The 25,092-nt window shown below is 41.1% G+C and carries 19 protein-coding genes and 1 riboswitch; of the genes, 4 read left to right on the top strand and 15 right to left on the bottom strand.

Features of this window, described 5'->3' with window-relative positions; translation table 11 throughout:
- Positions 1-48: 48 nt before the first annotated feature.
- The 8 genes from cysE to ACX17N_RS05595 all read right to left on the bottom strand — a co-directional run bounded on the left by cysE (position 49) and on the right by ACX17N_RS05595 (position 10,683).
- On the bottom strand, positions 49-858 hold the full coding sequence (gene cysE, locus ACX17N_RS05560; RefSeq protein ID WP_458891563.1) for a serine O-acetyltransferase: 810 nt from the start codon (positions 856-858) through the stop codon (positions 49-51).
- Entirely contained in the window at positions 851-1,705 is an 855-nt protein-coding gene (locus ACX17N_RS05565; protein WP_458891564.1) for an RNA methyltransferase, read from the bottom strand. The genes cysE and ACX17N_RS05565 overlap by 8 nt, the downstream gene beginning before the upstream one ends.
- Before the next feature lie 33 nt (positions 1,706-1,738).
- The gene (dnaE, locus tag ACX17N_RS05570; protein WP_458891565.1) at positions 1,739-5,308 is read right to left on the bottom strand and encodes a DNA polymerase III subunit alpha; all 3,570 of its coding nucleotides are present in this window, start codon (positions 5,306-5,308) and stop codon (positions 1,739-1,741) included.
- 189 nt (positions 5,309-5,497) lie between these two features.
- The gene (locus ACX17N_RS05575; protein WP_458891566.1) at positions 5,498-6,127 is read right to left on the bottom strand and encodes a hypothetical protein; all 630 of its coding nucleotides are present in this window, start codon (positions 6,125-6,127) and stop codon (positions 5,498-5,500) included.
- Between the two features lie 91 nt (positions 6,128-6,218).
- Positions 6,219-6,914: a methionine ABC transporter permease gene (locus ACX17N_RS05580; protein ID WP_458891567.1), complete on the bottom strand. Its 696-nt coding sequence runs from the start codon at positions 6,912-6,914 to the stop codon at positions 6,219-6,221.
- Entirely contained in the window at positions 6,911-7,936 is a 1,026-nt protein-coding gene (locus ACX17N_RS05585) for a methionine ABC transporter ATP-binding protein (protein ID WP_458891568.1), read from the bottom strand. The genes ACX17N_RS05580 and ACX17N_RS05585 overlap by 4 nt, the downstream gene beginning before the upstream one ends.
- Before the next feature lie 73 nt (positions 7,937-8,009).
- Positions 8,010-8,885: a MetQ/NlpA family ABC transporter substrate-binding protein gene (locus tag ACX17N_RS05590; RefSeq protein ID WP_458891569.1), complete on the bottom strand. Its 876-nt coding sequence runs from the start codon at positions 8,883-8,885 to the stop codon at positions 8,010-8,012.
- A 907-nt stretch (positions 8,886-9,792) separates the two neighbouring features.
- Entirely contained in the window at positions 9,793-10,683 is an 891-nt protein-coding gene (locus tag ACX17N_RS05595) for a 3-hydroxyacyl-CoA dehydrogenase (RefSeq protein ID WP_458891570.1), read from the bottom strand.
- A 192-nt stretch (positions 10,684-10,875) separates the two neighbouring features.
- Here ACX17N_RS05595 and ACX17N_RS05600 point away from each other — a divergent pair, with 192 nt between their 5' ends.
- Positions 10,876-11,982 carry an AraC family transcriptional regulator gene (locus tag ACX17N_RS05600; protein ID WP_458891571.1) on the top strand — a complete coding sequence of 369 codons (1,107 nt, stop codon included), beginning with the start codon at positions 10,876-10,878 and terminating at the stop codon, positions 11,980-11,982.
- Positions 11,983-12,089: 107 nt separating this feature from the next.
- On the opposite strand, the gene purD is transcribed toward ACX17N_RS05600, so the two are convergent.
- From purD to ACX17N_RS05635, 7 genes are all read right to left on the bottom strand, one after another.
- The gene (purD, locus tag ACX17N_RS05605) at positions 12,090-13,373 is read right to left on the bottom strand and encodes a phosphoribosylamine--glycine ligase (RefSeq protein ID WP_458891572.1); all 1,284 of its coding nucleotides are present in this window, start codon (positions 13,371-13,373) and stop codon (positions 12,090-12,092) included.
- A 126-nt stretch (positions 13,374-13,499) separates the two neighbouring features.
- Positions 13,500-15,074 (bottom strand): bifunctional phosphoribosylaminoimidazolecarboxamide formyltransferase/IMP cyclohydrolase, encoded by a 1,575-nt coding sequence (gene purH / locus ACX17N_RS05610; protein ID WP_458891573.1) that lies wholly within the window; start codon positions 15,072-15,074, stop codon positions 13,500-13,502.
- A 90-nt stretch (positions 15,075-15,164) separates the two neighbouring features.
- Positions 15,165-15,434: a DNA-binding transcriptional regulator Fis gene (gene fis, locus ACX17N_RS05615; RefSeq protein WP_001086304.1), complete on the bottom strand. Its 270-nt coding sequence runs from the start codon at positions 15,432-15,434 to the stop codon at positions 15,165-15,167.
- A 391-nt stretch (positions 15,435-15,825) separates the two neighbouring features.
- A complete protein-coding gene (locus ACX17N_RS05620; protein ID WP_458891574.1) occupies positions 15,826-16,710 on the bottom strand; it encodes a DUF3426 domain-containing protein in 885 nt (294 codons plus the stop codon).
- Positions 16,711-16,728: 18 nt separating this feature from the next.
- On the bottom strand, positions 16,729-17,631 hold the full coding sequence (gene prmA, locus ACX17N_RS05625; protein WP_458891575.1) for a 50S ribosomal protein L11 methyltransferase: 903 nt from the start codon (positions 17,629-17,631) through the stop codon (positions 16,729-16,731).
- A gap of 119 nt (positions 17,632-17,750) precedes the next feature.
- The gene (locus ACX17N_RS05630) at positions 17,751-18,653 is read right to left on the bottom strand and encodes a bile acid:sodium symporter family protein (protein ID WP_458891576.1); all 903 of its coding nucleotides are present in this window, start codon (positions 18,651-18,653) and stop codon (positions 17,751-17,753) included.
- An 826-nt stretch (positions 18,654-19,479) separates the two neighbouring features.
- Positions 19,480-19,824 carry a hypothetical protein gene (locus tag ACX17N_RS05635; RefSeq protein WP_458891577.1) on the bottom strand — a complete coding sequence of 115 codons (345 nt, stop codon included), beginning with the start codon at positions 19,822-19,824 and terminating at the stop codon, positions 19,480-19,482.
- Positions 19,825-20,086: 262 nt separating this feature from the next.
- Here ACX17N_RS05635 and mnmG point away from each other — a divergent pair, with 262 nt between their 5' ends.
- The 3 genes from mnmG to ACX17N_RS05650 all read left to right on the top strand — a co-directional run bounded on the left by mnmG (position 20,087) and on the right by ACX17N_RS05650 (position 24,805).
- A complete protein-coding gene (mnmG, locus tag ACX17N_RS05640) occupies positions 20,087-21,967 on the top strand; it encodes a tRNA uridine-5-carboxymethylaminomethyl(34) synthesis enzyme MnmG (RefSeq protein WP_458891578.1) in 1,881 nt (626 codons plus the stop codon).
- 310 nt (positions 21,968-22,277) lie between these two features.
- The gene (gene mhpT, locus ACX17N_RS05645; RefSeq protein ID WP_458891579.1) at positions 22,278-23,510 is read left to right on the top strand and encodes a 3-(3-hydroxy-phenyl)propionate transporter MhpT; all 1,233 of its coding nucleotides are present in this window, start codon (positions 22,278-22,280) and stop codon (positions 23,508-23,510) included.
- A gap of 230 nt (positions 23,511-23,740) precedes the next feature.
- Positions 23,741-24,805, top strand: coding sequence for a diguanylate cyclase (locus ACX17N_RS05650; RefSeq protein ID WP_458891580.1), 1,065 nt, complete (start codon positions 23,741-23,743; stop codon positions 24,803-24,805).
- Positions 24,806-24,973: 168 nt separating this feature from the next.
- Positions 24,974-25,070: riboswitch (guanidine-I (ykkC/yxkD leader) on the top strand.
- The last annotated feature ends 22 nt before the right edge of the window (positions 25,071-25,092 follow it).

Consider the following 25,092-nt stretch of genomic DNA (forward strand, 5'->3'; position numbering starts at 1 on the left):
ACGAACATGCAATATCGTACGTGTTACAGTTGGTTTTTAATGATGTATTTATGCTTTGGAAGAGCCACTTTGTGCTTCACATTCACGGCGGACATCTTCCAGAATTTTTAATTCTTCTTCACTATACGGTTGTTCGTTCAACTGTTGTTTTTTAAAGCTCGGATCTAGCAAAGATAACCGCTGACATAAGGTATTCATACGTTTTTCATTGCTTTGAATCCGGTCAAGTAAAACTCGCATGCCTTCCAGCATCGGATCCGATTGATCCTGTGTTGCTGCATAAGGTTGGAATCCAATACTTTCGGCATAATCACGACGGCGAGCTTCATCCTCATCTTTTGGACGGTCTTTGCTAATGTAGCGCGCAGGGTTACCGACGGCCGTTGTACCCGCAGGAACAGCTTTGGTGACTACAGCATTGGAGCCTACTTTTGCCCCTTTACCGACCGTAAAAGGTCCTAAAATTTTTGCACCTGCACCGACAATCACTCCATCTTCTAAAGTGGGATGGCGTTTGCCTTTATTCCATGTGGTTCCACCTAAGGTTACACCGTGATAAAGCGTGACATCATCACCAATTTCTGCGGTTTCACCAATCACTACACCCATACCGTGGTCGATAAAGAAACGACGACCAATTTTGGCTCCAGGATGAATTTCAATGCCTGTTGCAAAACGGCTAAAAGAGGAAAGGAGTCGTGCAGAGCCTTTACATTCTTTTTTCCAAAGTTCATGCGCTACGCGATGCATGATTAAGGCATGAATGCCTGGATAGGTTGTTAAAACTTCTAAAGTATTTCGGGCTGCTGGATCTCGCGCGAATACAGCTTGTATATCCTCTTTGAGCTGTTTAAGCATCAGACGAATCCTCTTTATCTATAGTTTTAGGTGCAGATGGTTTCCATGTGCCTTTATTTAAGGCTTGTACACGACTGAAAATTCCGCGTAGTAAATGATATTCCATTTTATCTAATTGTATACGCCCAAATAAGCGACGCAAGCGTAAAGGCAGTAATCTTGGATTATTTGGATCTAAAAACTCAATGTCTTCAAGCATTTTCTCTAAATGCGGATAGAATTGTTGCATCTGTTCATGCGTGACCAGTGGCTCATCCCAATGCATTTGGGTCGTCTCGGTCACAGGCATCATCGCTTCAGAGTCTTCGGTGTGTTCGACACAGGCAAGAGCTGCCATCCGCATTTCATAACAGATGATTTGAATGGCTTGCGACACATTTAATACACCATAATCGGTGTTGACAGGAATGGTGACATGATAATTGGCCAGAGCCAGCTCTTCGTTGGTCAACCCCCGATCTTCGCGTCCAAAAATCACGGCAATATTTTGTTGCTCGGTGGTTACGGCTTTGAGCGACATTTCTGCTGCGGGACGCGCATCTAGCAATGGCCAAGGAATTGTTCGGCTACGCGCACTGGTGCCAAATACAATATGACAGTCTTGAATGGCTTGTTCTAAAGTTTCCACAATCTTAATTTGCGGAATTAGGTCAACTGCACCTGCAGCCAGAGCTTCAATGTCGGGATGCGGGTAGGTTTTGGGTGCAACCAAGACCAACTGACTGAGTCCCATGGTTTTCATGGCACGTAATGCACTGCCAATATTGGCTGGTAAAGTGGTATTTACCATCACAATTCGGATATGCGAGAGATGGTCAGCAACGGCTGTATTGTCAAATTGATTCATGACACGTCCATTAATGTTTTAATTTCTTGATCTTTAAGAATATTGGTTCACATCTGCCTGATATAAGTCCATCGCTTCATCCATACTTAGGTTTTCTGGTGGCGGTGGGACTTGCACAGGTTTCGCCTGTTCATAATTCACGGCTTTGGCGGCTTTTGATTTCACCTGATATTCAATATAGATGGCTTCTTTGCCAAAATAATCGCGTAATTTACTTAAAAGCTCATCAAGCGGGGCAACTTTCCACTGCATCCCTAAATGTAAGTCTGCGGTAGCGTAGGCATAATCCAGTTGCAAGATCACCGGAATATGATTACACATATCGACATTACAGTAAGGCAGCAAGAGCTTTTGTAAATCTTGGCTTAAGGTTTTACTCAGATGCTCAGCATGTAATTTAATCTGAATGCTGTTGGCACGTTTTTGGCGAATTTCATTCAGGTTAAAGGCTTTGGTCAGACGGCCCATTGGACGGTCAAAACCTTCACGCTCATAAATTTCGCCTTCAATCACCACCACACGCTCATTCACGATAATGTCTTTAAAACGCTGGAAACGTTCGTGATTGGCAGAGACTTCAATACGGGATGTTCCGTCATCGAGGGTAATCATGACACGGTTCGGGAAGTTAGCCACATCAACCACCAAGCCGGCAAAGACGGTGGTTACACCGCGACGTGTCGGTGTGAGTTCATTTATTTTGGCTGGAATAAAGGATTTTAATTCAGGGCGATAGACATCAATTGGGTGACCTGTGAGATATAGCCCCAGGGTATCTTTTTCACCTTTGAGACGAACTTCATCGGACCAAGGTTTGACAGGTTTGGCCGGTTTACGCTGAACTTCTTCAACCTCACCAAACAAGTCCATAATGCCTGTTTCACGGTTACTTCGTGCCTGTTCCGCTGCTTGCACGGCCTCAGGCAATTGTGCCATCAAGCTAGAACGCTCAATACCTAAACAGTCCAATGCACCCGCGCGGATTAAGGCTTCAAGGGTACGTTTGTTGATTTTCTTTAAATCAATACGATGGCAGAAATCAAACAAGTCTTTATATGGACCATCTTGCAGTCGAGAGTCGATCACAGACTGCATGGCCTGTTCACCGACGCCTTTAATGGCCCCTAAGCCGTAAACGATGGTTTTCTCATCGGTCGCATGGAAATGGTACAGTGACATATTCACCGAAGGTGGCAGTACGTCTAAACCATTGCTACGGCAGTCATCAATCAGGAATACCACATTATCGGTATTCTGCATTTCCGAAGACATAACCGCAGATAAAAACTCGGCAGGATAGTGGGCTTTTAACCATGCAGTTTGATAAGCAACCAATGCATAAGCTGCAGCGTGGGATTTGTTAAAACCATAGCCTGCGAATTTTTCCATATAGTCGAAGATATGGTTGGCTGTGGCTTCATCAATATCTTTTTTCGCAGCACCTTCAATAAAGATCTGGCGCTGTTTGACCATTTCTTCAGGTTTCTTTTTACCCATCGCACGACGCAATAAGTCCGCGCCACCCAGAGTATAACCGGCACAGTATTGTGCTGCCTGCATCACCTGTTCTTGATATACCATAATGCCGTAGGTTGGTTCGAGTACGCCTTCCAGCAAGGGGTGTAAGTACTCAAATTCTCCGCCATGCATACGGTGAATAAAGTCTGGAATCAGATCCATCGGGCCAGGTCGGTATAACGATACGAAGGCAATAATTTCCTCAAATTTGCTCGGACGAGCTTCTTTGAGCATTTTTTTCATGCCGACGGATTCAAACTGGAATACCGCGGTGGTATTGGCATTGGCGAAGACTAAATAAGCGTCTTTATCATCCAGCGGAATATTGGCAATATCCAGTGCTATCTCAGAGGGATAATGCTTGTTGATGTTCTGCACCGCATCTTCAATGACGGTTAAGTTACGTAGACCCAAGAAGTCGAATTTGACCAGTCCCGCAGCTTCGACATCATCTTTATCATACTGTGCAACACGACCCGTGCCATCCGCATCGCAGAGTACCGCAGAGAAGTCGGTAATTTTGGTCGGTGCAATGACAACACCACCCGCATGTTTACCTGTATTACGGGTAATGCCTTCTAACTTCAGTGCCATTTCCCAAATTTCGGAAGCATCATCGTTGTCTGGGTTCGAAGGGTTGGTCACAATATCTTTGAGTTGTGGTTCCGCTTCAATAGACTCTTCCAGAGACAAACCTAAAGGTTTGGTTGGAATCATTTTAGAAATACGATCGGCTAAACCGTAGGATTTACCCAAGACTCGGGCCACATCTCGAATCGCACCTTTGGCCGCCATGGTGCCGAAGGTCGCAATCTGGGAAACTGCATCACGTCCATAGTTACGAGCCACGTAGTCGATGACTTTATCACGGCCAGCAATACAGAAGTCGACGTCAAAGTCGGGCATGGAGACACGTTCTGGATTCAGAAAGCGTTCAAACAGTAGATCGTAGCGTAAAGGATCAAGATCGGTAATTTTTAAACTATAGGCCACCAAAGAACCAGCACCAGAACCCCGTCCAGGCCCTACGGGTACACCATTGTTTTTAGACCATTGAATGAAGTCCATAACGATAAGGAAGTAGCCGGGGAATCCCATCGAGTTAATGATGTTGACTTCGTAGTTAATACGATCATCATAGGGCTTACGAATTTCAGCCCAATCATCGCCACGTTGTTCAACTGGATATAAATGGTTGAGGCGTTCTTCTAGACCTTCTTTAGACAAATGCTCAAAGAAGGAGTTAATGGTATGGCCTTCAGGAATTGGGTAATCCGGCAAGAAATATTTGCCCAGTTGCAGCGTGACATTACAACGTCGGGCAATATGAAAGCTATTTTCAATCGCAGTTGGCAAGTCAGAAAACAGCTCGGTCATTTCGGCTGCTGTTTTGAAATATTGCTCAGGGCTATAAGGTTTTGGACGACGGTTATCCCCGAGTACGTAACCATCGGCAATACAGACGCGCGCTTCGTGTGCTTCAAAATCTTCACGGGTAATGAAGTGCACATCATTATGCGCAACCACACCAATATTATATTTTTTTGCCAGCTTAACCGCTTCTACAATGTAATCATCTTCAAAAGGGCGATCAGTTCGGGTCAGGGCTAAATACACACGATTGCCAAACTTTTCGATCCATTGTTCGAGTAAAGGTTCGGCCTTTTGCGGATTGGAGGAGCAGAGCATTTTGCCCACATCACTGTGCATGCCCAGTAAGGCAATAATGTCGTGATGTTGTTCTAGCACCCAGTCTTTTTGTACGCAGGGAATATCAAGTTGTTGCCCTTCAATAAAACCGCGGGAAACAATTTCGGTCAGCCCACGCCAACCTGTATTGGTCATCGCCAATAAGGTCACACGATGTTCGGCATCATTCAGTCGAATGACGGAGCCTAAGATTGGTTTAATGCCTTTAGATTGGCAAGCACCATAAAATTTAACCGCTGCATGCAGGTTTGACAGATCCGTCAAAGCCAATGCGGGCATTTCATCATTGACTGCAGCTTTAATCAGATCAGGTATCCGAACGATAGATTCAGTAATTGAAAATTCGGTATGAATACCAAGATGAACAAAGTGCATAAATGAGTCCCTGCTAAAACCACTCGATAGTTTAGCATGCTCTATGCTGATTCTGAGTTTAATTGAAATGAATTGGTTAAGTTTTAATAGCCTGACGCATGGACTGGGCTGATTTTGTTTTCAATCCTCTTGTTTTGGAGTGATTCTTTGCAGAACCTGATCAGATGTACGGATGTAAACGCGATGATCTCAACAGGCCAGAGCTTGCTGAATGGCAAATTGCGTTAATTTTCCATTTTTAAAGTGAAAGTTGAGATAAGCGGTGTAGGGAGGGGTGAACGCTTGTGGATGTTTCAGAAATTCTGTGACTTGGTTCCTTTCTAAAATAAGGACTTGTGCTTCACCTGATGCGCTCATTACCTGTGCGCTGTGTTTAAAATCGTGTTTAAATTGCTGCAAGGTATATTGTGCTGTAATCGGAATGTTTTGCACTACAATCGATTCGGTCATGTTTTGGGGGTTGTTCCAATTGAATCCAATCCGACCTTTAGTTTGCTCAAGTTGTCTGAAATAATTTTTATTTTGAAAAAAATGTGCATTTTTAATTTGAGGATTATCTTCAGTGAAGATTTCGAATACGAGCGTTTTATCTGCGCTTGGTTTGGCACTATATTCATAATTTCCAGTACATTCGACAAAGACTTTAGACGTCTTCATCAGTTTTGGTTGTATTAGTTTTTCGACTTGATCGGCAGCAATGGCAGTATTCAGTTCAATCTGATTAACCTTCACACTGGTGACATAGTCATAAGCCATTGTATTTGCATGGCTGATAGTTGAAAGTGCAGAAAGGCTCATTACGAGGGGCAGGAGTTTCATACAGATGTTCTTATTCGTCTGATCTAAAGTACATTATAGAAAAATATCCGCATAAAAAAGCTCCCATTTAGGGAGCTTTAAAATATTCGGTTTATCTTAATCGGGATAACCAGTCTCCGAGACTTTGTACCAACTGTACCAGAATCAATAAGACAATTACGGTCAGGATCACCACGCTGGTATCAAAACGTTGATAGCCGTAGGAAATTGCCAGATCACCAATACCACCTGCACCGACAGCACCTGCCATTGCCGTTGCACCAATCAGGCTAATGGTCGCCGTAGTCAGATTGAGAATCAGCGAGCTACGCGCTTCAGGTACAATAAACTTGAAAATGATTTGCCAAGGGCTAGCCCCCATCGCTTGCGCTGACTCAATAATCCCTTCATTAACTTCTAATAGCGAAGTTTCAATCAGACGACCAATATACGGACCCACATAAATGGTGAGGGGCACAATGGCTGCCCAAGTACCAATGGAAGTGCCTACAATGACTTTGGTTAGCGGAATTACGGCAATCAATAAAATAATAAAAGGCAGTGAACGTAAAGCATTCACAATCGGGTTGAGGAGGTGATAGACCACCCGATTAGGTAAAATCCCGTCTGGGCGTGTTACCAATAAGGTAATGGCCTGAATAAAGCCCCAAATCGAACCAAACAGCATGGCGAAAAACACCATGTGGAAAGTTTCCTGCATCGCAGTCACAAATTGGTCAATGCTCAGTGAGCTATGCCAAAAGGGTGCGGTAAGGTCTGTCAGCCATTGTACGATTAAATCTCTCATTCGCAGACTCCAGATTGTTCCACTTTCACACCATTTTGTTCAAAGAATGCAATCGTGTCTTGAATGATGCGAGGGTCACCCAAGAGCTGGATAAACATCTGTCCAATGACCGAACCATTAATTTCGGTCATGTTGGCGAACAAAATATTCAGACTGATATCGAATTGCTTAATAGCTGCCTGAACCACGGTTTCTTGCGCTGAAGTACCCAAGAATTGCAAGCTATAAATACTGTGCTGATTTTGATTTTCTAAATTCTTGAGAATATTAATCGGCAATTGTTGCTGTAATACTGTTTGAATAAAGTTCTTGGTGGTTGGATGCTGCGGTTGACTGAAGATATCCAGTGTAGGACCAGTTTCAATCACTTTGCCTTGTTCCATCACCGCGACATAATCACAAACCGATTCAATTACATCCATTTCATGGGTCACCATAACAATGGTAATCCCTTGTTCTTGATTGATTTTTTTTAATAATGCCAGAACTGATTTGGTGGTTTGCGGATCTAGCGCTGAAGTGGCTTCATCACAGAGTAAAATTTTAGGATGATTGGCTAAGGCGCGGGCAATACCGACCCGTTGCTTTTGTCCACCTGAGAGTTCATCTGGAAAGGCATCTTTTTTATGCTTCAGATCGATAAAATCAAGTAACTCATTTAAACGTTTTTCTCTTTCCGCTTTGGAAAAGCCCAAAAGCTTCAGCGGCATTTCAATGTTAGCGGCTACTGTTTTGGTTTGTAGCAAATTGAAGTGTTGGAAAATCATGCCGATATTTGCACGTTCTTGACGTAATGAACGTGCATCCAAAGCCGTAAAGTCGGTATCACGAATAATGACCTGACCTTGCGTCGGACGTTCAAGCAAATTAATCAGACGGATTAAGGTACTTTTACCTGCACCACTATAGCCAATAATGCCAAAAATACTGCCATCTGGAATAGTCAGGTTAATGTTATCCAGAGCACGTATGGTTTGACCCTTGAGCTCGTAGTGTTTTGAAATGTCTTTAAATTCAATCATAGCGTCAAAAACTGTACAAAATGAAAAAACAGGCAAAAGTCACTTTGCCTGTTTTGTTTGCAGCATTATATTACTATTTGCTTTCTGTAAGATAGCTAACAGGTTTGTTTACATCAATTTTAGTGCCACCAAAGTGTTCTTGAACATATTGTTCTACCGCTTTAGTGTGGTAAAGCTCGCCCACTTTTTTCAAGACTGGATCATCTTTACGAGATTCAGCCACAGCTAAAATGTTCACGTTCATTTTTGTGCTTTGGTCAATTGGCTCATAGAAAACCGCATCTTTTAATACGTTTAAGCCGCCTTCCATTGCAAGGGTATTGCCTAATACAATGGCATCCACTTCGTCTTTAACACGAACAGCTGTCGCCATTTGAATTGGTTTGATTACTAGTTTTTTGTTGTTTTCAACGATGTCAGCAGGTGTACCTTTTACATCATCAAAACCAGTTTTTAATTTCACTAAACCAGCAGATTGCAGTAATAACAATGCGCGTGATTCGTTTGCACCATCGTTAGGAATTGCAATCGTTGCACCGTTTTGGAATTCATCAAGCTTTTTCACTTTGCTTGAGTAAATGCCCATAGGCTCAAGATAAGTAGTCGAAATCGGGGCAATCTTGTCTTGGTTATTGGCATTAAATGCAACCAAGTAGGCATAAGATTGGAATGCGTTAATGTCGATTTCTTTATTGGCTACTGCGGTGTTCATCGCAACATAGTCAGTAAAGTTTTTAACTTCGAGTTTGATGCCTGCTTCTTTGGTTTCTGGAAGCGTAGCAATGAAACGCCAGATGTCAGCGTCAGAACCCGTAGATGCCATAACCACAGTTTGTTCAGTGGTGGTTGTGGTATCGGTTTTTGCTTCAGTTGCAGGAGCTTCCTGTTTGCTGCAGGCACTGAGTGTTAATACAGATGCACTCAATAAAACGCTAAATAGCTTTTTCATGAATAATTCCTAGTACAGACGAACTCAAACGTAATTGCATTATAAAGACGCGCTAAATAAATATGCAGGATCACGATGAATGGTAGTGTCTGAATTAAAATTCGGTACTTTGCGATTTTCAGCTCTTAACAAGCCAGAAAATTCGCTTCATCCCAACAAGACCAAAATAATTTTCGTATTAAGCCTATCAAAAAAATCACGTTATGATATTGAAATCATGCCGTATTGCATCGCAACAGTTTTTGATGTCTTAAAAAGTTACGTTATGATAACAATAAAACTATATTCAATATAGTGAATAAGAATTCAATGCTTATCTGTTTAGACGCAAAGAAAAATATTCGATTTAATTAAAATAATAATAAAAACAATATATTGTTTTAACTTAATTTGACTAATTTGTTAATTTTGCTGAAAAATTAATCTTTATAAGATTTTATCCAATAGACATATGAAAAATGAATAAACCTTGCTTTAGGCTCAAGATCGACTATTTTTAACATAATGATAAATTTGAAATATTTACGTTAAGTTCATTTGAGTGGAAACAAGATTGGTATAAGGCATCAAAAAAGCGTGAATCTTTTTCTAGACTAAAGTCTAGTGTGGTTGGAGATTTTGATGAAATCATGCTGGATTGAAAATGTGCATTAAAAAGGGCATATCTGCTTTTATTTTAAGGTTTTTTTGTTGATGCGTAATCAAGTTTAAAGTTGCAGTGTCGCTGAACATGTAAATGCAAATTTTTGGGAATAAGACGGAATAGGATATTTTGCTGTTCGTCTAGCTTGGATCAATAAGTTACTGTACTGCATTGAGTGTTGGATTAATTTTTACGGGTATCTGTGCTTTGGGTTTAAAATAGAAAAACCTGCTTAACGCAGGTTTTTCCACAATTGCTGATGCATTATTTTAAGAATTGAGCCGACTCATAAGCTGGGTTTGGATAGTTGTAGAATCCTTTGCCTGTTGCCATGCCTAAATGACCTGGGTGAATAAATTCTTTTTCTAATTTTTCTAAAATGCTTGCCATCAGTGGATTGGTTTCAACATTTAATTTTGCAACATTATATACCGTAGTAATACCGATAATATCTAAAATTGCAAAAGGACCTTTTGGTGAACCAAAAGATTTCATCCATGTTTTATCAATCGTGTGAGGGTCAGAAACTTCTTTAACCCAAAGTTCTAAAGCAGAAATACAATATGGGACTAACATGGAGTTCAGGATATGACCTGGTTGTTCTTTGTAAATTGGTAAAGCAACCATGCCAATCGCTTTGGCAAACTCAACCAAATCATCAAACACTTTTTTATCTGTTCCAGCATGGCCCATGATTTCTGCCATGTTGTTCACCCAAATTAAATTGGCAAAATGTAACGCCAAGAATTTTTCAGGACGTCCCGTCGTTTCTGCAAATTGACTTGGTAATAGGGTTGATGTATTGGTTGCAAATACGGTTTTTGCTGGAGCAACTTGGCTCAGTTGCTTATAAAACTCAGTTTTGATGGCAACATCTTCAGGAGCAGCTTCAATCACTAAGTCAGCATCTTTCACTGCTTCAGCTAGGTTGGATTGATAGCTTAGATTATTGAATGTATTGTCGAGCTGTTCTTGAGTCGCATTCAAATCTCGTTTATAGCATTCGCTTAATTCGAAAAATTTAGCTTTGGCTTTGGCTAAAATTTCATCGTTAATGTCGTAAACCGTAACTTTAAAACCATGGAATGCTGTTTGAAACGCGATTTGATAGCCGAGTACACCGCTTCCTGCGACAGTAACATTTTTGAAATTCATTCTATTTTCCTTGTTTTCACAGTTATGAAAATGGACATCATCCTTGACCAACTGCATCTATCTCGACATCTTTAATTGTTGTTGAGGTAATGCGTGGTTAAATGTCCATGTTTGCAATTGTGCTGATATTTTTTTATGCTAACTTGACAAATCGAGACTATTTTTTGACATGTTGAGACAAGGATTGTTGGCATGAAGTATTCGGATTCTGTGAATTATAAAGCACAGAAACATGCATTTAGCGATAAAGTTCATAGTTCAGGCTTACGGGGTTATCCTGAAATTATGCAGCAGTTTGGTGTGGATCCAGTGCCATTATTAAAAAAATATGGGCTACAGCTGTCTGAATTGCAAGATGATAAAAAATGGATTTCGCAATGTGCATTGATACAACTTTTGGAAGATAGCTCTCAACAAGCGAACTGTGCCGATTTGGGTTTACGCCTCTCTACCTATCAAGACATCAGTATTCTTGGGGTGTTAGGGGTCATCTTGCAAAGTGCGACGACCTTGCGCGAGGTGATTAAATACAGTTCTGATTTGTTGTTTTTGCATGGTACTGCACTTCGATTGTATATGAATGAGCATGTGACCACAGATTTATCTGGGCGTAGTCAGGACATGGTTGAAATTATTTACGACATTCAGCTCAGTGATGCATCCAATATTTTAAGTAAACGGCAGACGATGGATTTAGGGTTGGCTGTATGCCACAGTGTGCTTCGGTATTTAAGTGCAGAGAATTATCAATTATTAAAAGTTACTTTGCCACATAGCCCGATTGCACCACTCAATATTTATAAACGCTTTTTTAATGCTGAGGTGATTCCAAATCAGAAAAATGCCGCCTTGTACTTGCATAAAAATATGCTTAATGTTCAGCTGGATAGTACCGATCAAGGCTTGCGAGAAATTGTAGATAGTTATTTGGAGCGAAGTTTCCGTAACCATAAAGATTCTATTGTTGATCGTGTACGGCATGCGCTTCGTATTAATTTATCAGGTCCTAAAGCCAATAAGGTTGATATCGCTAAAATGTTGGCGATGCATCCTAGAAGTTTACAACGCAAACTCAATGAAGCAGGTGTGAGTTTTGAAGAGGTTAAAGATCAATTACGCCAACAGTTGCTGTTGCAATATTTGACGGAAACGCAGGTATCTATGAACCAAATTGCTTCAGTTTTAGGATTTTCTGAACAGTCCGCATTAAGTCGGGCCTGTAAAAAGTGGTTTGGTGTGACACCAAGGAAATTAAAAGCGCGAGCAACTTCAGCCCAAGGGGCAGGTTCTGTTGTTTAAGTACTTAGGGCTGATTTAAATTTGGGCGAACCTTAGCTGGTGTGCGTGATTGTGATGTAAAAAAACCCGCAAACTTGCGGGTTTTTTTATGCCATGTTCAATGCTGATTATGCATTTTCACGAGCAATAGCACGGTAACCAATGTCTTTACGATATTGCATACCATCAAAAGTAACTTTTTGGCAAAGTTCTAGGGCCTTCGCTTGTGCTTCACCAATAGTGTTGCCTAATGCAGTCACGCAAAGGACTCGACCACCTGCAGTCACGATGTCGCCATTTTCATTGACTTTCGTCCCTGCATGGAAAACTTTGGCATCGGTCATTGCTGTATCTAAACCAGAAATTACATCACCATTGCTTGAAGTTTCAGGGTAGCCTTTAGACGCAAGCACGATACCCACGGTTTTACGTGTATCCCATTCTGCTTCGGCTGGAAGATTACCTGCAATGCCTGCTTCAACCAGATCAACCAATGAAGATTTTAAACGCATCATAATTGGCTGGGTTTCAGGATCACCGAAACGACAGTTGAACTCGATTACACGTGGTTGACCTTGTTCATCAATCATTAAGCCAGCATATAAGAAGCCAGTATAAACATGACCATCTTTCTTCATGCCTTCTACAGTAGGACGCATCACTTCAGCCATCACGCGATCAAAGACTTCGCTGGTCACAACTGGAGCAGGGGAATAAGCACCCATACCGCCTGTATTCGGACCTTGGTCACCTTCAAAAATACGTTTGTGATCTTGTGATGTTGCCATTGGTAAAATGTTGTCACCATCAATCATGCAAATGAAAGACGCTTCTTCACCCGCCAGGAATTGTTCGATGACAACACGTGAACCAGCATCACCAAATTTGTTGCCAGCCAACATGTCATCAATCGCAGCAAAAGCTTCATCATTGCTCATTGCCACGATTACGCCTTTACCTGCTGCTAAACCATCAGCCTTAATCACGATTGGTGCGCCATGTTCAGTCACGTAAGCTTTAGCTGCTTCAACATCGGTGAAAACATCATAAAATGCTGTTGGGATGTTGTGACGCTTTAAGAAGTGCTTAGCAAAAGCTTTTGAGCCTTCTAGCTGCGCAGCAAACTGAGTTGGACCCCAAATATTTAGTCCTGCTTCACGGCATGCATCAACCACACCATTCACCAAAGGCGCTTCTGGGCCGACAACAATTAAATCCACCGCATTGTTTTTGGCAAATTCAATAATTGCAGGATTGTTCTGAATATCTAAAGCAACATTTTCACATTTATTTTCTGTTGCAGTGCCTGCATTACCAGGTGCAACGAAGACTTTTGCTACTTTTTCGTCCTGAGCGATTTTCCATGACAATGCATGTTCACGACCGCCACTACCCAAAACTAAAATGTTCATCGGTTCATACTCCATGAATCGAAATGACATAAAGTCTTCTGCAGAAATGCCGAAGACTTTATGCAAGATTTAGAAATCTGTTTTAATTGATATGAATGACCAAGTCATTACAGTCGAAATCCGCAATTAGTGACGGAAATGACGCATACCTGTAAATACCATGGCGATACCAGCTTCATCCGCAGCAGCGATGGTTTCTTCATCACGCATAGAACCACCTGGTTGGATAATGCATTTAATGCCTGCTTTCGCTGCATTATCAATACCATCACGGAATGGGAAGAAAGCATCTGATGCCATTACCGCACCTTCAACCACTAAACCAGCATGTTCAGCTTTGATCGCCGCAATACGTGCAGAGTTAACGCGGCTCATTTGACCTGCGCCTACACCAATCGTTTGACGGTTTTTCGCATAAACAATTGCGTTTGATTTCACGTATTTGGCAACTTTCCAAGCAAAGATCATGTCATCAATTTCTTGTTCAGTCGGAGCGCGCTTAGTCACAACTTTAAGATCATCTTTAGTGATCATGCCTAAGTCTTGGTCTTGAACCAATAAACCGCCATTCACACGTTTGTAGTCGAGTTGTGGAGCACGTTCATCAATGGCTGGTAATTCACCGCAAACCAATACGCGAACATTTTTCTTCGCGCCAGTTACTTCAAGTACGCCTTCAGCAATACTTGGTGCAATGATCACTTCAACAAATTGGCGGTCAACAATCGCTTGCGCAGTTGCCACATCAAGCTCACGGTTGAATGCAATAATACCGCCGAATGCAGATTCAGGATCTGTTGCATAAGCAAGATCATAAGCAGCTTGAATGCCGTCTAATGAAACTGCAACACCACATGGGTTCGCATGTTTAACGATTACACACGCTGGTTTTACGAAAGATTTAACACATTCAAGTGCCGCATCGGTATCCGCGATGTTGTTATAAGAAAGCTCTTTGCCTTGAAGCTGTTTTGCAGTTGAAACAGATGCTTCAGTTGCAGCTGGGTCAACATAGAACGCAGCCGCTTGATGCGGGTTTTCGCCATAACGCAAATCTTGAGCTTTATTTAATTGTGTGTTGAAGGTACGTGCAAATTTGTCCGCTTCACCTTCAGCTTTGCCTACGCGCGCGCCAAGGTAAGATGCAATCATGCCATCGTATTGTGCAGTGTGTTCGAAAGCTTTTACTGCTAAATCAAAACGAGTTTCATAAGACAACGCGCCATTGGCTTTAAGCTCGGTAACAACGGTGTCATAGTCAGAAGCATTAACAACAATACCAACAGACGCATGGTTTTTCGCAGCAGCGCGAACCATAGTTGGACCACCGATATCGATGTTCTCAATGGCATCGGCAAGTGAACAGTTCGGTTTAGCGACTGTTGCAGCAAATGGATAAAGGTTCACAACAACCAAATCAATCGCATCGATGTTGTGTTCTGCCATAACAGCTTCGTCTAAACCACGACGAGCCAAGATGCCGCCATGAATTTTCGGATGTAAAGTTTTTACACGACCATCCATCATTTCTGGGAAACCAGTATGCTCTGAAACTTCAACAACTGCGATATTGTTGTCTTTAAGCAACTTATATGTACCGCCAGTTGATAAAATTTCTACCCCTAGAGCAGAAAGGTTTTGAGCGAACTCAACAATGCCAGTTTTATCGGAAACAGAGATTAACGCGCGTTTAATGGTCATGATCTTCGTCACAGTTTTCAAGAATTAAAACAAAAAAGCTAAAATAGCAGGTAAAAAAAATGCCCGCGGAAGCCGCAAGCATTTTATCATTTATTCACTCATTAAACCGTGAGCTTTCAACTTTTTACGTAAAGTACCACGGTTCAGTCCTAGGATCTCAGCAGCACGTGTTTGGTTGCCACGTGTATACTCAAGAACTACAGATAAAAGAGGTTTCTCCATTTCTGCCAGCACCATGTCATATACCTGAGAAGGTTGCTCGCCTTGCAATTGAGCAAAGTAATGGCGAACTGCGCGATCTACGTGAATACGTAGAGCAACATCAGATTGTGCAGTAAAAATAGGAGATTTGCTATTCATGCGAATTAATCCGAAAAATCAGATACCACTTGGGTAAAGCGGTATATTAATGTTGTCTATAAAAATAAATGAACTCCGTTTTAGATCCTAAAACGAGGAGTTCTAAAACTCGTACATTTAGCTTGCCACAATTCAGCCATTTTGATCAAAAAACATACGTAACAATAGTTTAATATTTGTTACTGATCAAATTCAAAACAAAAAATAGATACCCTACGCATTATCTGAAATAAAGCGCATTGGCAAAACTAGTAGTTGTTGTGAAATTTAGCGAGGAGTTTGCAGCACAAAGCTTTCGTGGCGCGTATGATACCATTGTCTTAGAAAAAGTGAGCAAGAAAACTGCATTTTTTTTACTTTTTTTTTACTTTTTTTGTAGTTTTTTCCTTTTTTAAGGACCAATGATTTCTAAACGGTACTCATCAAAGCTTTTTCTTTCCACTGGAAGCTCAAAATTAATTTTAAAAGGTCTTTTTTGAGGGATACGCTGAATACCGACTAAACTGTCGGCTAAGTATTCGCGGGGATGGAGTGTATAAGTACCGGTTTGTACCCCTTGATCAGTCAGGATGACTTTAATAATAGGTAAGGGAAGGCTTTTATCGTGAGAGTTGACCAACTCGCCAGTAAAAAGGGTACGATTTTTAGCAACACGTTTGGCTTTTAATTTTGTTGCTGTGATTAAACTATAGTTTTCTTGTAGCCTTTCACATTTAAATGCAGCACAGACTTGATTAAAGCTCATAGCCAGTGTGGGGTTATTTCTGAGATATTGAGGATTAAACCAGAAGAACTGGAATAACAATAATAGAATTAACGTGATGTTGATGATGCCCCACATAACATAATAAGCAGGACTACGAGGTTTTCTTTCTACATCTTTTTCAGCCAGATTCAATGCAGGGAAATTACCAATTGGATCAGTACTGAAATAGTTAAGATTGTTGAGGTAGGTTTTTAAGTCAATATTAGAGTGTTCAATTTTACGATCAAAAATTTCAAGTAACTGGTGGCGATTAGACAAAGAATGCTCAAAAACAATGTTTGTCATTTGAGGTCGGTATTCTTCATCTTGCTCAGCGGTATTAAATGCTTGATCTGTAGAAGATGAACTAGTTAATGGTGAACTGAAGGGTTGAGTGAGTAGGTGGGTCAAAGCATTAAACGTGGTTGAACACTTTGGGCAACAAACCATGCCCTGAGCAACAGTCAGTTGAGCCACAGAGACTCGGTAAATTGTCAGACACTCAGGACAGCTGGTTTGTTTTTCACTCATGATTTTTAAATTAGATAATTAGGATTTGTGGCGTTTGCCTGAAATTCGGCACCAGTTTTCTTCACGTTTTTCAACTTCTAATATATCAAAGAATTCAGAGTAAATGCTAGAAACATCAGCAACTTGCTCTTCAATAACGCCTGCAAGTGCGAACTCTGCCTCAGATTTGGTTAAAGTTGCAAACTCTGGGGCAAGTGCCATCAGTGGGCCCGCTAAAATATTGGCCACCAATACATCTGCTTTTTGGCTACCAAAAGTTTCATTGAACTCGTCTGGTAGACCCACAAAAATATTCTCGAGCACACCATTTAATTCAGCATTTTGTTGTGTGGCTAACACTGCTTGAGGGTCAATATCCGTTGCATAGACTTTTTTCGCACCTAAAAGTAATGCCGCGACACCCAAAATACCAGAACCACAACCGTAATCGATGACGACTTTGTCCTTGAGGTCTGTTTTGCCTAACCATTGTAAGCATAAGAAGGTGCTCGCATGGTTACCTGTACCAAAAGCCAAACCTGGATCAAGTTTAATATTGACAGCATCTGCTTCCGGGGGTTCTAACCATTCAGGCACGATCCAGAATTTTTCACCAATTTGAATTGGCTCATAGTAGTCCATCCAAGATCTTTCCCATACTTGATCTTCGAGGAATTCACTACGTAATGGTGCATCAGGCATTTGAGTACGAATGAAGGTTTCTAATGCCGCAACATCAATTTCTTCATGGTCTTCTTGCGCATAAATACCTGTCACAATAACTTTATTCCAAAGCGGAGTTTCGCCTGGAAGTGGCTCAAGTAAGTCTTGATTTTCAGCATCGTCCAAAGTCACGCTCACTGCGCCCAATGAACTTAATAAGGTTTCTGTAAAATCGACTTGTGCTTGATCAACAGTAATATGAATTTGTAACCACTTCACGGAGATAACCCAAACTTTGCTTTTCTAAAGCGCACATTGTAGCCCAGAGCCACTCATACAGCTACACTTTCCTACAACTGTAAAAAAGGATGCATCAGCATCCTTTTGGGTTTTGGATTTTAAGACTCAAGTTCGAGGGAAGGATTGCGACTCTGCGCAGGTTCGGCTGCACGGTCAAATTTATTCAGCAATATGCCAAAACCTGCGGCAATGATGTACATAAATAAGGAATAGACCGCAGCAGGCATAGAAATGGTGGAGTTTTGAAGCACTGTCAGAGCAATCGTTATGGCTAAGGTGCCATTATGGATTCCAATTTCAAAAGCACAGGCACGGGCTTGGGTGGTGTGGATCCCCAGCATGCGCGGTACAAAATAACCCACAGACAGACTGATGATACAAAAAAGAATGGTTGCTGCTCCAATTTGCGCGAAGTATTCCATAATATTGGCGCGTTCTTTCATGAATGCTGCCACAATAATGAGGATTAAGAACACGACAGCAAAAATTCGAACTGGCTTGTTCATTTTACGGGTAAAGTTCGGGGCAAAGTGGCGAATGAGCATGCCAATTCCAACAGGCACAATAATGATGCTAAAAACCTGAATAATTTTACTGAACTGTAAATTAATTTGTTGACCATCATTCATAAAATGACCAATGGAGAAATTGACAATGAATGGCAAGGTCACAGCTGCGAGCACTGAGTTAATCGCGGTTAGGGTAATATTTAAAGCAACATCGCCTTTAAACAAGTAGCTAAATAAATTGGCTGTACTTCCACCCGGTGAGGCAGCGAGTAACATTAAGCCCACAGCCAGTAAGGGGGGTAATGCAAAAATTTTACACAGTAAGAAGGCAACACCGACCAGTAAAAACAGTTGGCTGAAAAGCGCAATGAGGACAGCTTTGGGTTGTTGCGTGACACGGGCAAAGTCTTTAGGAGTGAGCTCCAAACCTAAACCCATCATCACAATTCCTAATGCCAAGGGTAAAACGACAGTAATCAATCCTGCATCCATTATTAATTCCTTGTTAATTTTTTCGATTTTTTAATACAGAAACTCGATCCTGAGTTTCATATTCAGATTGCGATGAATATTTTTGTGTAGGGATTATTCGCATCTGCGATTCACAATCATGTTTGATCTTAACCAATTCATATCAATTGAAAATGACATTTATGTGCACTTCATTACAGCGCATGCTTTTGAATGCGATCAGCATTTTTTTGAGATAAAAGTGATGCATTGCACATTAAGAGATAATGAGTAGGCAAGTTAATTTGGAATAATTTTTGGTAAGCAACTGTTTTATTATGATATTTATTGGTTTTATCTTTGGAGCAGAATGAGGCTAAAACAATAGATTTGCGATGTGTTTTAAAATTAACAAGGGCATTTTGTTATCAAAAAGCATTTAAAACGTGACTGTGCAGGACACATTTGATTTAGGGTTCTAGAAATTCTTAATTGGGTTCCTGTACAAGTTCGGAGAAATTATCTTTGTGGGTAAGTAAATAGCCCATCATTAAGGCAAACAGATACATGGAAACTGAATAGATGGCCGGTGGAATGGCGCTTGTTGAATTGGAGAGGGCTGCAAGAGCCATGGTTAGGGAAATAGCCGTGTTAGGTATACCCATTTCAAAGGTACAGTCGCGGGCTTGAGTATCATTGATACCGAATAAATGGGAATTAAATAGTGGATCAATAAACTACTAACAGCACAATCATCATTATTCGAATTAGGGTTTAGTTAAATTTTAAAAAATAGACAATAAATAAAGTGGTCAAAACCGCAATGCTTTGACCACTTTGTGGAGGATAACTCTTTAGAACGTAGCGATTATTTAGGATATGGAGGGGTAAAGCCGAGCGCACATTTCCCTTTGACTTCCATACCATTGATCATGACAGATTTGGTCATCATATCGGTTTGACATGCAGTCATCAATTCGGATTCATTTCCTTTTACTGCTTTATTGGTACTGAAGAACTGCGGCTCGCAGGTTCCATTCCAAATAATGCCTCGATAAGCAAAACTAACAGGTGTTCCTTGAGATTTACCTTTACACACCTGCATGTATTTTTGAACGTTATATATTGTTTCAACTTTATCATTTGCTTGAGTTGCTAATGGAGCTAGACAGAAACCACCTAAAACAGCAGAGAGAAGTAAATTCTTATTCATGATGCGTACCTTGTTCCTTTGTTTCTAATGTTGTTAATTAATAGGATAAAAAATAGACAAAATAAAACAGTTTAAATCAGGTAAACAGTGCAGAGAAATTGTGTGCAATTGCTTAATTATTAGGCGATTCAATAGTTTTTATGTAGTGTTATGCAACTGCAAATGTGAAGTGTTCTAAAATAAAATCGACTTGATTTGTCAACTTATTCGTCAATATTTGATATAATACTCTGTCATTCTTTTTATTTCTCTCTATACCACTATGCATTATCCTAAAGTTTACGATGTCATTGTTATCGGTGGCGGTCACGCAGGTACGGAAGCAGCCCTCGCTGCGGCGCGTATGGGTCGACAGACTTTACTCCTGACTCATAACATTGAGACTTTAGGGCAGATGAGCTGTAACCCTGCGATTGGTGGTATTGGTAAATCACATTTGGTTCGTGAAATTGATGCCTTGGGCGGTGCAATGGCACTTGCGGCCGATAAAGGTGGTATTCAGTTCCGTATTTTAAACTCGCGTAAAGGTGCAGCAGTCCGCGCGACGCGTGCACAGGCTGACCGCGTGCGTTATAAAGCTGCGATTCGTGAGACCCTAGAAAATCAAGCGAATTTGGATATTTTCCAGCAAGCGGCAGATGACCTGATTGTAGATGGCGATACCGTGAAAGGTGTTGTCACTCAAATGGGTATCCGTTTTGATGCGAAAACTGTGGTATTAACTACAGGGACTTTCTTGGGTGGCGTGATTCACGTGGGTCTAGAAAAATCGAGTGGCGGTCGTGCAGGTGATCCACCTTCGATTGCACTTGCAGCGCGTTTACGTGAATTAAATCTTCCAGTCGGTCGTTTAAAAACGGGTACACCACCACGTATTGATGCGCGTTCAGTAGATTTTTCTGTAATGACACCACAGCCAGGCGATTTCCCATCTCCTGTAATGTCATTTATGGGTGACGCGTCTATGCACCCAGAACAAGTGAACTGCTACATTACGCATACCAATGAAAAAACGCATGACATTATTCGTGGCGGATTAGACCGTTCACCAATGTATACAGGTGTGATTGAAGGTGTTGGTCCACGTTACTGCCCATCGATTGAAGATAAAATTCACCGTTTCTCGGACAAAGATTCACATCAAGTTTTCCTAGAACCTGAAGGTTTGGATACGCACGAACTTTATCCAAATGGTATTTCGACGTCTTTACCATTTGACGTGCAATTTGAATTGGTACGTTCGATTCGTGGTATGGAAAATGCGCACATTTTGCGTCCGGGTTATGCGATTGAATATGATTACTTTAACCCGCAAGCCCTCAAATTTACTTTGGAAACCAAAGCGATTAACAACCTGTACTTTGCAGGTCAGATTAATGGTACAACGGGCTATGAAGAAGCAGGTGCACAAGGTTTACTTGCAGGCTTAAATGCTGCACGTCGTGCATGGGATCAAGAGCAATGGACACCAAAACGTGATGAAGCGTATATCGGTGTATTGGTTGACGACTTAATTACTTTAGGCACTAAAGAACCGTACCGTATGTTTACCTCACGTGCGGAATACCGTTTGATGTTACGTGAAGACAATGCCGATCAGCGTTTAACCACGATTGGTCGTGAAATGGGCTTGGTGGATGATGAACGCTGGGCAGCTTACTGTGAAAAAATGGAAGCTGTTGAGAAAGAAACTGGTCGTTTGCAACATCTTTGGGCTGCACCAAACAATCCAATGGGTAAAAAGTTTGTGGAAATGACAGGTGCTGACTTGTCTAAAGAATGTAGCGCCATCGACTTGCTTAAACGTCCAAATATTTCATTTGCGCAAATTGCAGAACTGACAGGTTCTGAAGTGTCACAACAAGTGGGTGACCAAATTGAAATTGCAGTGAAATATGAAGGCTATATTAACCGTCAGCATGAAGATGTTGCGCAAATGAAGCGTTTGGAAGAAACCAAAATTCCAGCAGATTTTGACTATGACGCGGTTTCAGGTTTATCACGTGAAATTACTTTAAAGCTGAAAGATGTACGTCCAGATACCTTAGCGCAAGCAGGTCGTATTCCGGGTGTGACACCTGCAGCAGTGCAGTTGGTGATGATTACGATTCGTAAGAATGCACAAACTAAGAAATCTGCTTAAGCTGATTTGATTTGAAAAAAAACCCGCTTTCGAGCGGGTTTTTTTTATGTAAATTTGGGGATCATCATTATTGGTGATGGCATGATAGAGAATAACTTTATTATTTATATCTATATGAAAATTAATAATTTTAATAAGTTGTAATCACTCAAAGCTATTGAGATATAAGCTTTTACATCTTAATTTTTAGAGTTTTGTAATAGAACACAAATTAAACCCGACCATTGTCGTGCTATTTCTAATCAATGATCCCTTTCAAAATAGCCCCACAAGTTTTAGCCAACTTGCAAACTATTGATGGAGATCAATTATGGCTCAAACAAACACGGGAAAAACACAAAAATTCCTCACCGTATTTTTGTGTTTCTGGGTCGCATTTTTTGAAGGTTTTGACCTACAAGCACCTGGTATTGCAGCAAAAGGAATCGCAGCAACCTTTGGTTTAGATCAAGTACAAATGGGCTATGTATTCAGCCTTGGTGTGTTTGGCATGCTGTTTGGTGCATTCTTTGGAGGGCGTATTGCAGATTATTGGGGGCAAAAGAAAGTCCTGATGCTGTCTATTGCCATTTTTGGCATATTTTTTAGTATTACAGCAATTGCACCGAATATCGAAGTTTTATATCTCGCTCGCTTTTTTACGGGCTTAGGTTTAGGTGCAGCCATGCCAACCATGATTTCAGTGGTCGGGGATGAGGCAACAGAAGCCAACCGCGGTAAATTAAACAGTTTGATGTATTGTGGATTACCCGTCGGTGCCATCTTTGTGGCGGGGCTGGCGATTTATTTTAAAGATATTGCATGGCAAACCCTGTTCCTGATAGGTGGACTTACGCCCTTGTTGCTTATTCCATTTATGGCAATCATTTTAAAAGACAAGCAAAAACGGCCTACTATTTCAGAAACTACTGAAATTACATCAGTACCGACCATGACAGAAGTTTTGTTTCAGCAACAGAAATTCAAGCAAACCCTTCCGCTTTGGGTGAGCTTCTTTTTTACCTTGATGGTGAACTATATTTTAATTAGCTGGTTGCCGAACTTATTGATGGAACAAGGCTTAGAGAAGCAGCAAGCTTTTCTCGTGATGCTGGTGTTTCAAGTGGGCGCAGTCATTGGTACTTTGGGTTTTGGTTATTTGCTAGACCGTCTTCAATTATGGCAAATGGCGATGATTATTTACTCAGGGTTATTGATTGCACTGTGTTTACTGTTTACCAGTAAAGTGGTTGCAGTATTAATTATGGCAGGGGTATTGGGCGGAATTTTCTCTACAGGAGGGCAATCGATCCTCTATGGAATTTCCCCAATCTTTTACTTGGGTTCGGGTAAAGTCACAGGCGTTGGTAGTGCCATTTCCTTAGGTCGATTGGGCGCAATGACAGGACCTTTGTTAACAGGCAAAATTTTAGCACTCGGCTTGGGTACAAGCGGTATTTTAATGGTCAGTGCCCCCGGGGTGATTGTCTCTGCAATAGCTGTGACGGCATTGTCTCGATTTAAAGCACGTAAAGAGCAAACCGTCGTGGAATGCGCTGAATGAAGTAAAAACCAAAGCCAAAGAGCACAGGGGTGATCATACGCAACTGTGCTTTTTTAGGATTCATGATGCTAGTTTGCATAAAATAAAGCCGAAGAAGAATGCCTGAGACGAAGCCTGAAATAAATTCGGAAAATGAGAATAAACCGTCTTTTTTTTAAATAAATGAGTAAATTACGGAATAAAATTTGCTACATTATATAAAAATACTCTCATTTAGCATTGGGTTAAATATGTCTTACATCGTTCCAGATGAAGAATTATTACAAACGCGAACGAAAAAATTCCTAAAACGTATTTTTATCATGCGGCAACTGGGGACATTTTTATGCTTTTTACCAATCTATTCAGTTTTATCTGACCTGAATTATCAGAGTGCTTATTTTATTGTTTTAATGGCAAATGCTTTTATTTGGCCAAGTTTGGCTTATTTCATTAGTAAAAAATCCAATGATCCTGTTAAGACCGAACAAACCAGTTTAATTTTAGACACCATATTTGGTGGTGCTTGGATCGCGGTAATGGGTTTGAGTCCCATGCCTTCTTTTATTATTGTTGCTGTGTTTATTGCAGACCGTTATGCCGCTGGTGGCTGGAAACTGTTAGCACCGTCAATATTGGGTTTTACGGTGTCTTTGCTGGGTGTATGGGTGGCTGTGGGGATGCCATTCACCTTAACCTTTAGTCCGCATACGGTTTGGCTGACGATTCCGCTTGCAACTTTATATCTGATTGCTATAAGTGTCTTGTCTCGAAAATTATCCACCAATTTAAGTCAAAAAAACCGTCAATTTGAGCGGATTGCCCTGATGGACCCGCGCTTACATATTCCCAACCGCCGTTTGTTTGAGCAGCGTCTAGCCAGTACCTTTTTACAAACTCAACGGGGCCATACGACAGCTTTTTTGATGTTGATTGATGTGGATCATTTTAAGGATATTAATGACACCTATGGTCATGAGATGGGTGATTATGTCTTAATTGAATTGTCGAATATTCTAAGAGAATCCATTCAAAGCAAAGATATTCCTGCCCGATTTGGGGGAGATGAACTGGCGGTGATCGTGATGGATAGCAGTTCACAAGAAATTCTACAATTATCACACATCATTTTAAACAGAGTCAGAGATTTTCGCTTACCCAGTAATCCAAATTTTCGCATGAGTATTAGTATTGGGGTTTCTTCTGCCGCTGCGGCTGGTTCTACGACAGATTGGCTCAAGATGGCAGATCAGGCTTTGTATGAAGTCAAACGTCAAGGGCGTGATGGCGTTCAGTATATTTGTGAAATGAGCTAATCCCGAATATTTTCCCGATCTATTTTTTTCTATTTTTAAAATTGCTTTGTTTCTGGTGCATTAATGCGCCTTTATTTTTGGTTTGCCTCATCTTCGCTCAAAAATAGTATTACAGATGGATAAAATCGTAATACTAAATTGGCACAGCCTTTGCTTAATCATGACTAGAAAAAAGTGATCTAGGGTTCCGATACGTGCGCGTATGTCCGAGACCGAGAGTTCACGGTTCGAAAGAACTACACGGAGGGATAAAAGCCCGGGAGGTCATGCGAATCCACCGAAGAGGT

The sequence above is a fragment of the Acinetobacter sp. GXMZU3951 genome, from assembly GCF_054457875.1.

Excerpts from the sequence above, each read along its gene's own strand:
- cysE (WP_458891563.1), bottom strand. The coding sequence starts at position 858 with ATGCTTAAACAGCTCAAAGAGGATATACAAGCTGTATTCGCGCGAGAT.
- ACX17N_RS05565 (WP_458891564.1), bottom strand. The coding sequence starts at position 1,705 with ATGAATCAATTTGACAATACAGCCGTTGCTGACCATCTCTCGCATATC.
- dnaE (WP_458891565.1), bottom strand. The coding sequence starts at position 5,308 with ATGCACTTTGTTCATCTTGGTATTCATACCGAATTTTCAATTACTGAA.
- ACX17N_RS05575 (WP_458891566.1), bottom strand. The coding sequence starts at position 6,127 with ATGAAACTCCTGCCCCTCGTAATGAGCCTTTCTGCACTTTCAACTATC.
- ACX17N_RS05580 (WP_458891567.1), bottom strand. The coding sequence starts at position 6,914 with ATGAGAGATTTAATCGTACAATGGCTGACAGACCTTACCGCACCCTTT.
- ACX17N_RS05585 (WP_458891568.1), bottom strand. The coding sequence starts at position 7,936 with ATGATTGAATTTAAAGACATTTCAAAACACTACGAGCTCAAGGGTCAA.
- ACX17N_RS05590 (WP_458891569.1), bottom strand. The coding sequence starts at position 8,885 with ATGAAAAAGCTATTTAGCGTTTTATTGAGTGCATCTGTATTAACACTC.
- ACX17N_RS05595 (WP_458891570.1), bottom strand. The coding sequence starts at position 10,683 with ATGAATTTCAAAAATGTTACTGTCGCAGGAAGCGGTGTACTCGGCTAT.
- ACX17N_RS05600 (WP_458891571.1), top strand. The coding sequence starts at position 10,876 with ATGAAGTATTCGGATTCTGTGAATTATAAAGCACAGAAACATGCATTT.
- purD (WP_458891572.1), bottom strand. The coding sequence starts at position 13,373 with ATGAACATTTTAGTTTTGGGTAGTGGCGGTCGTGAACATGCATTGTCA.
- purH (WP_458891573.1), bottom strand. The coding sequence starts at position 15,074 with ATGACCATTAAACGCGCGTTAATCTCTGTTTCCGATAAAACTGGCATT.
- fis (WP_001086304.1), bottom strand. The coding sequence starts at position 15,434 with ATGAATAGCAAATCTCCTATTTTTACTGCACAATCTGATGTTGCTCTA.
- ACX17N_RS05620 (WP_458891574.1), bottom strand. The coding sequence starts at position 16,710 with ATGAGTGAAAAACAAACCAGCTGTCCTGAGTGTCTGACAATTTACCGA.
- ACX17N_RS05630 (WP_458891576.1), bottom strand. The coding sequence starts at position 18,653 with ATGGATGCAGGATTGATTACTGTCGTTTTACCCTTGGCATTAGGAATT.
- ACX17N_RS05635 (WP_458891577.1), bottom strand. The coding sequence starts at position 19,824 with ATGAATAAGAATTTACTTCTCTCTGCTGTTTTAGGTGGTTTCTGTCTA.
- mnmG (WP_458891578.1), top strand. The coding sequence starts at position 20,087 with ATGCATTATCCTAAAGTTTACGATGTCATTGTTATCGGTGGCGGTCAC.
- mhpT (WP_458891579.1), top strand. The coding sequence starts at position 22,278 with ATGGCTCAAACAAACACGGGAAAAACACAAAAATTCCTCACCGTATTT.
- ACX17N_RS05650 (WP_458891580.1), top strand. The coding sequence starts at position 23,741 with ATGTCTTACATCGTTCCAGATGAAGAATTATTACAAACGCGAACGAAA.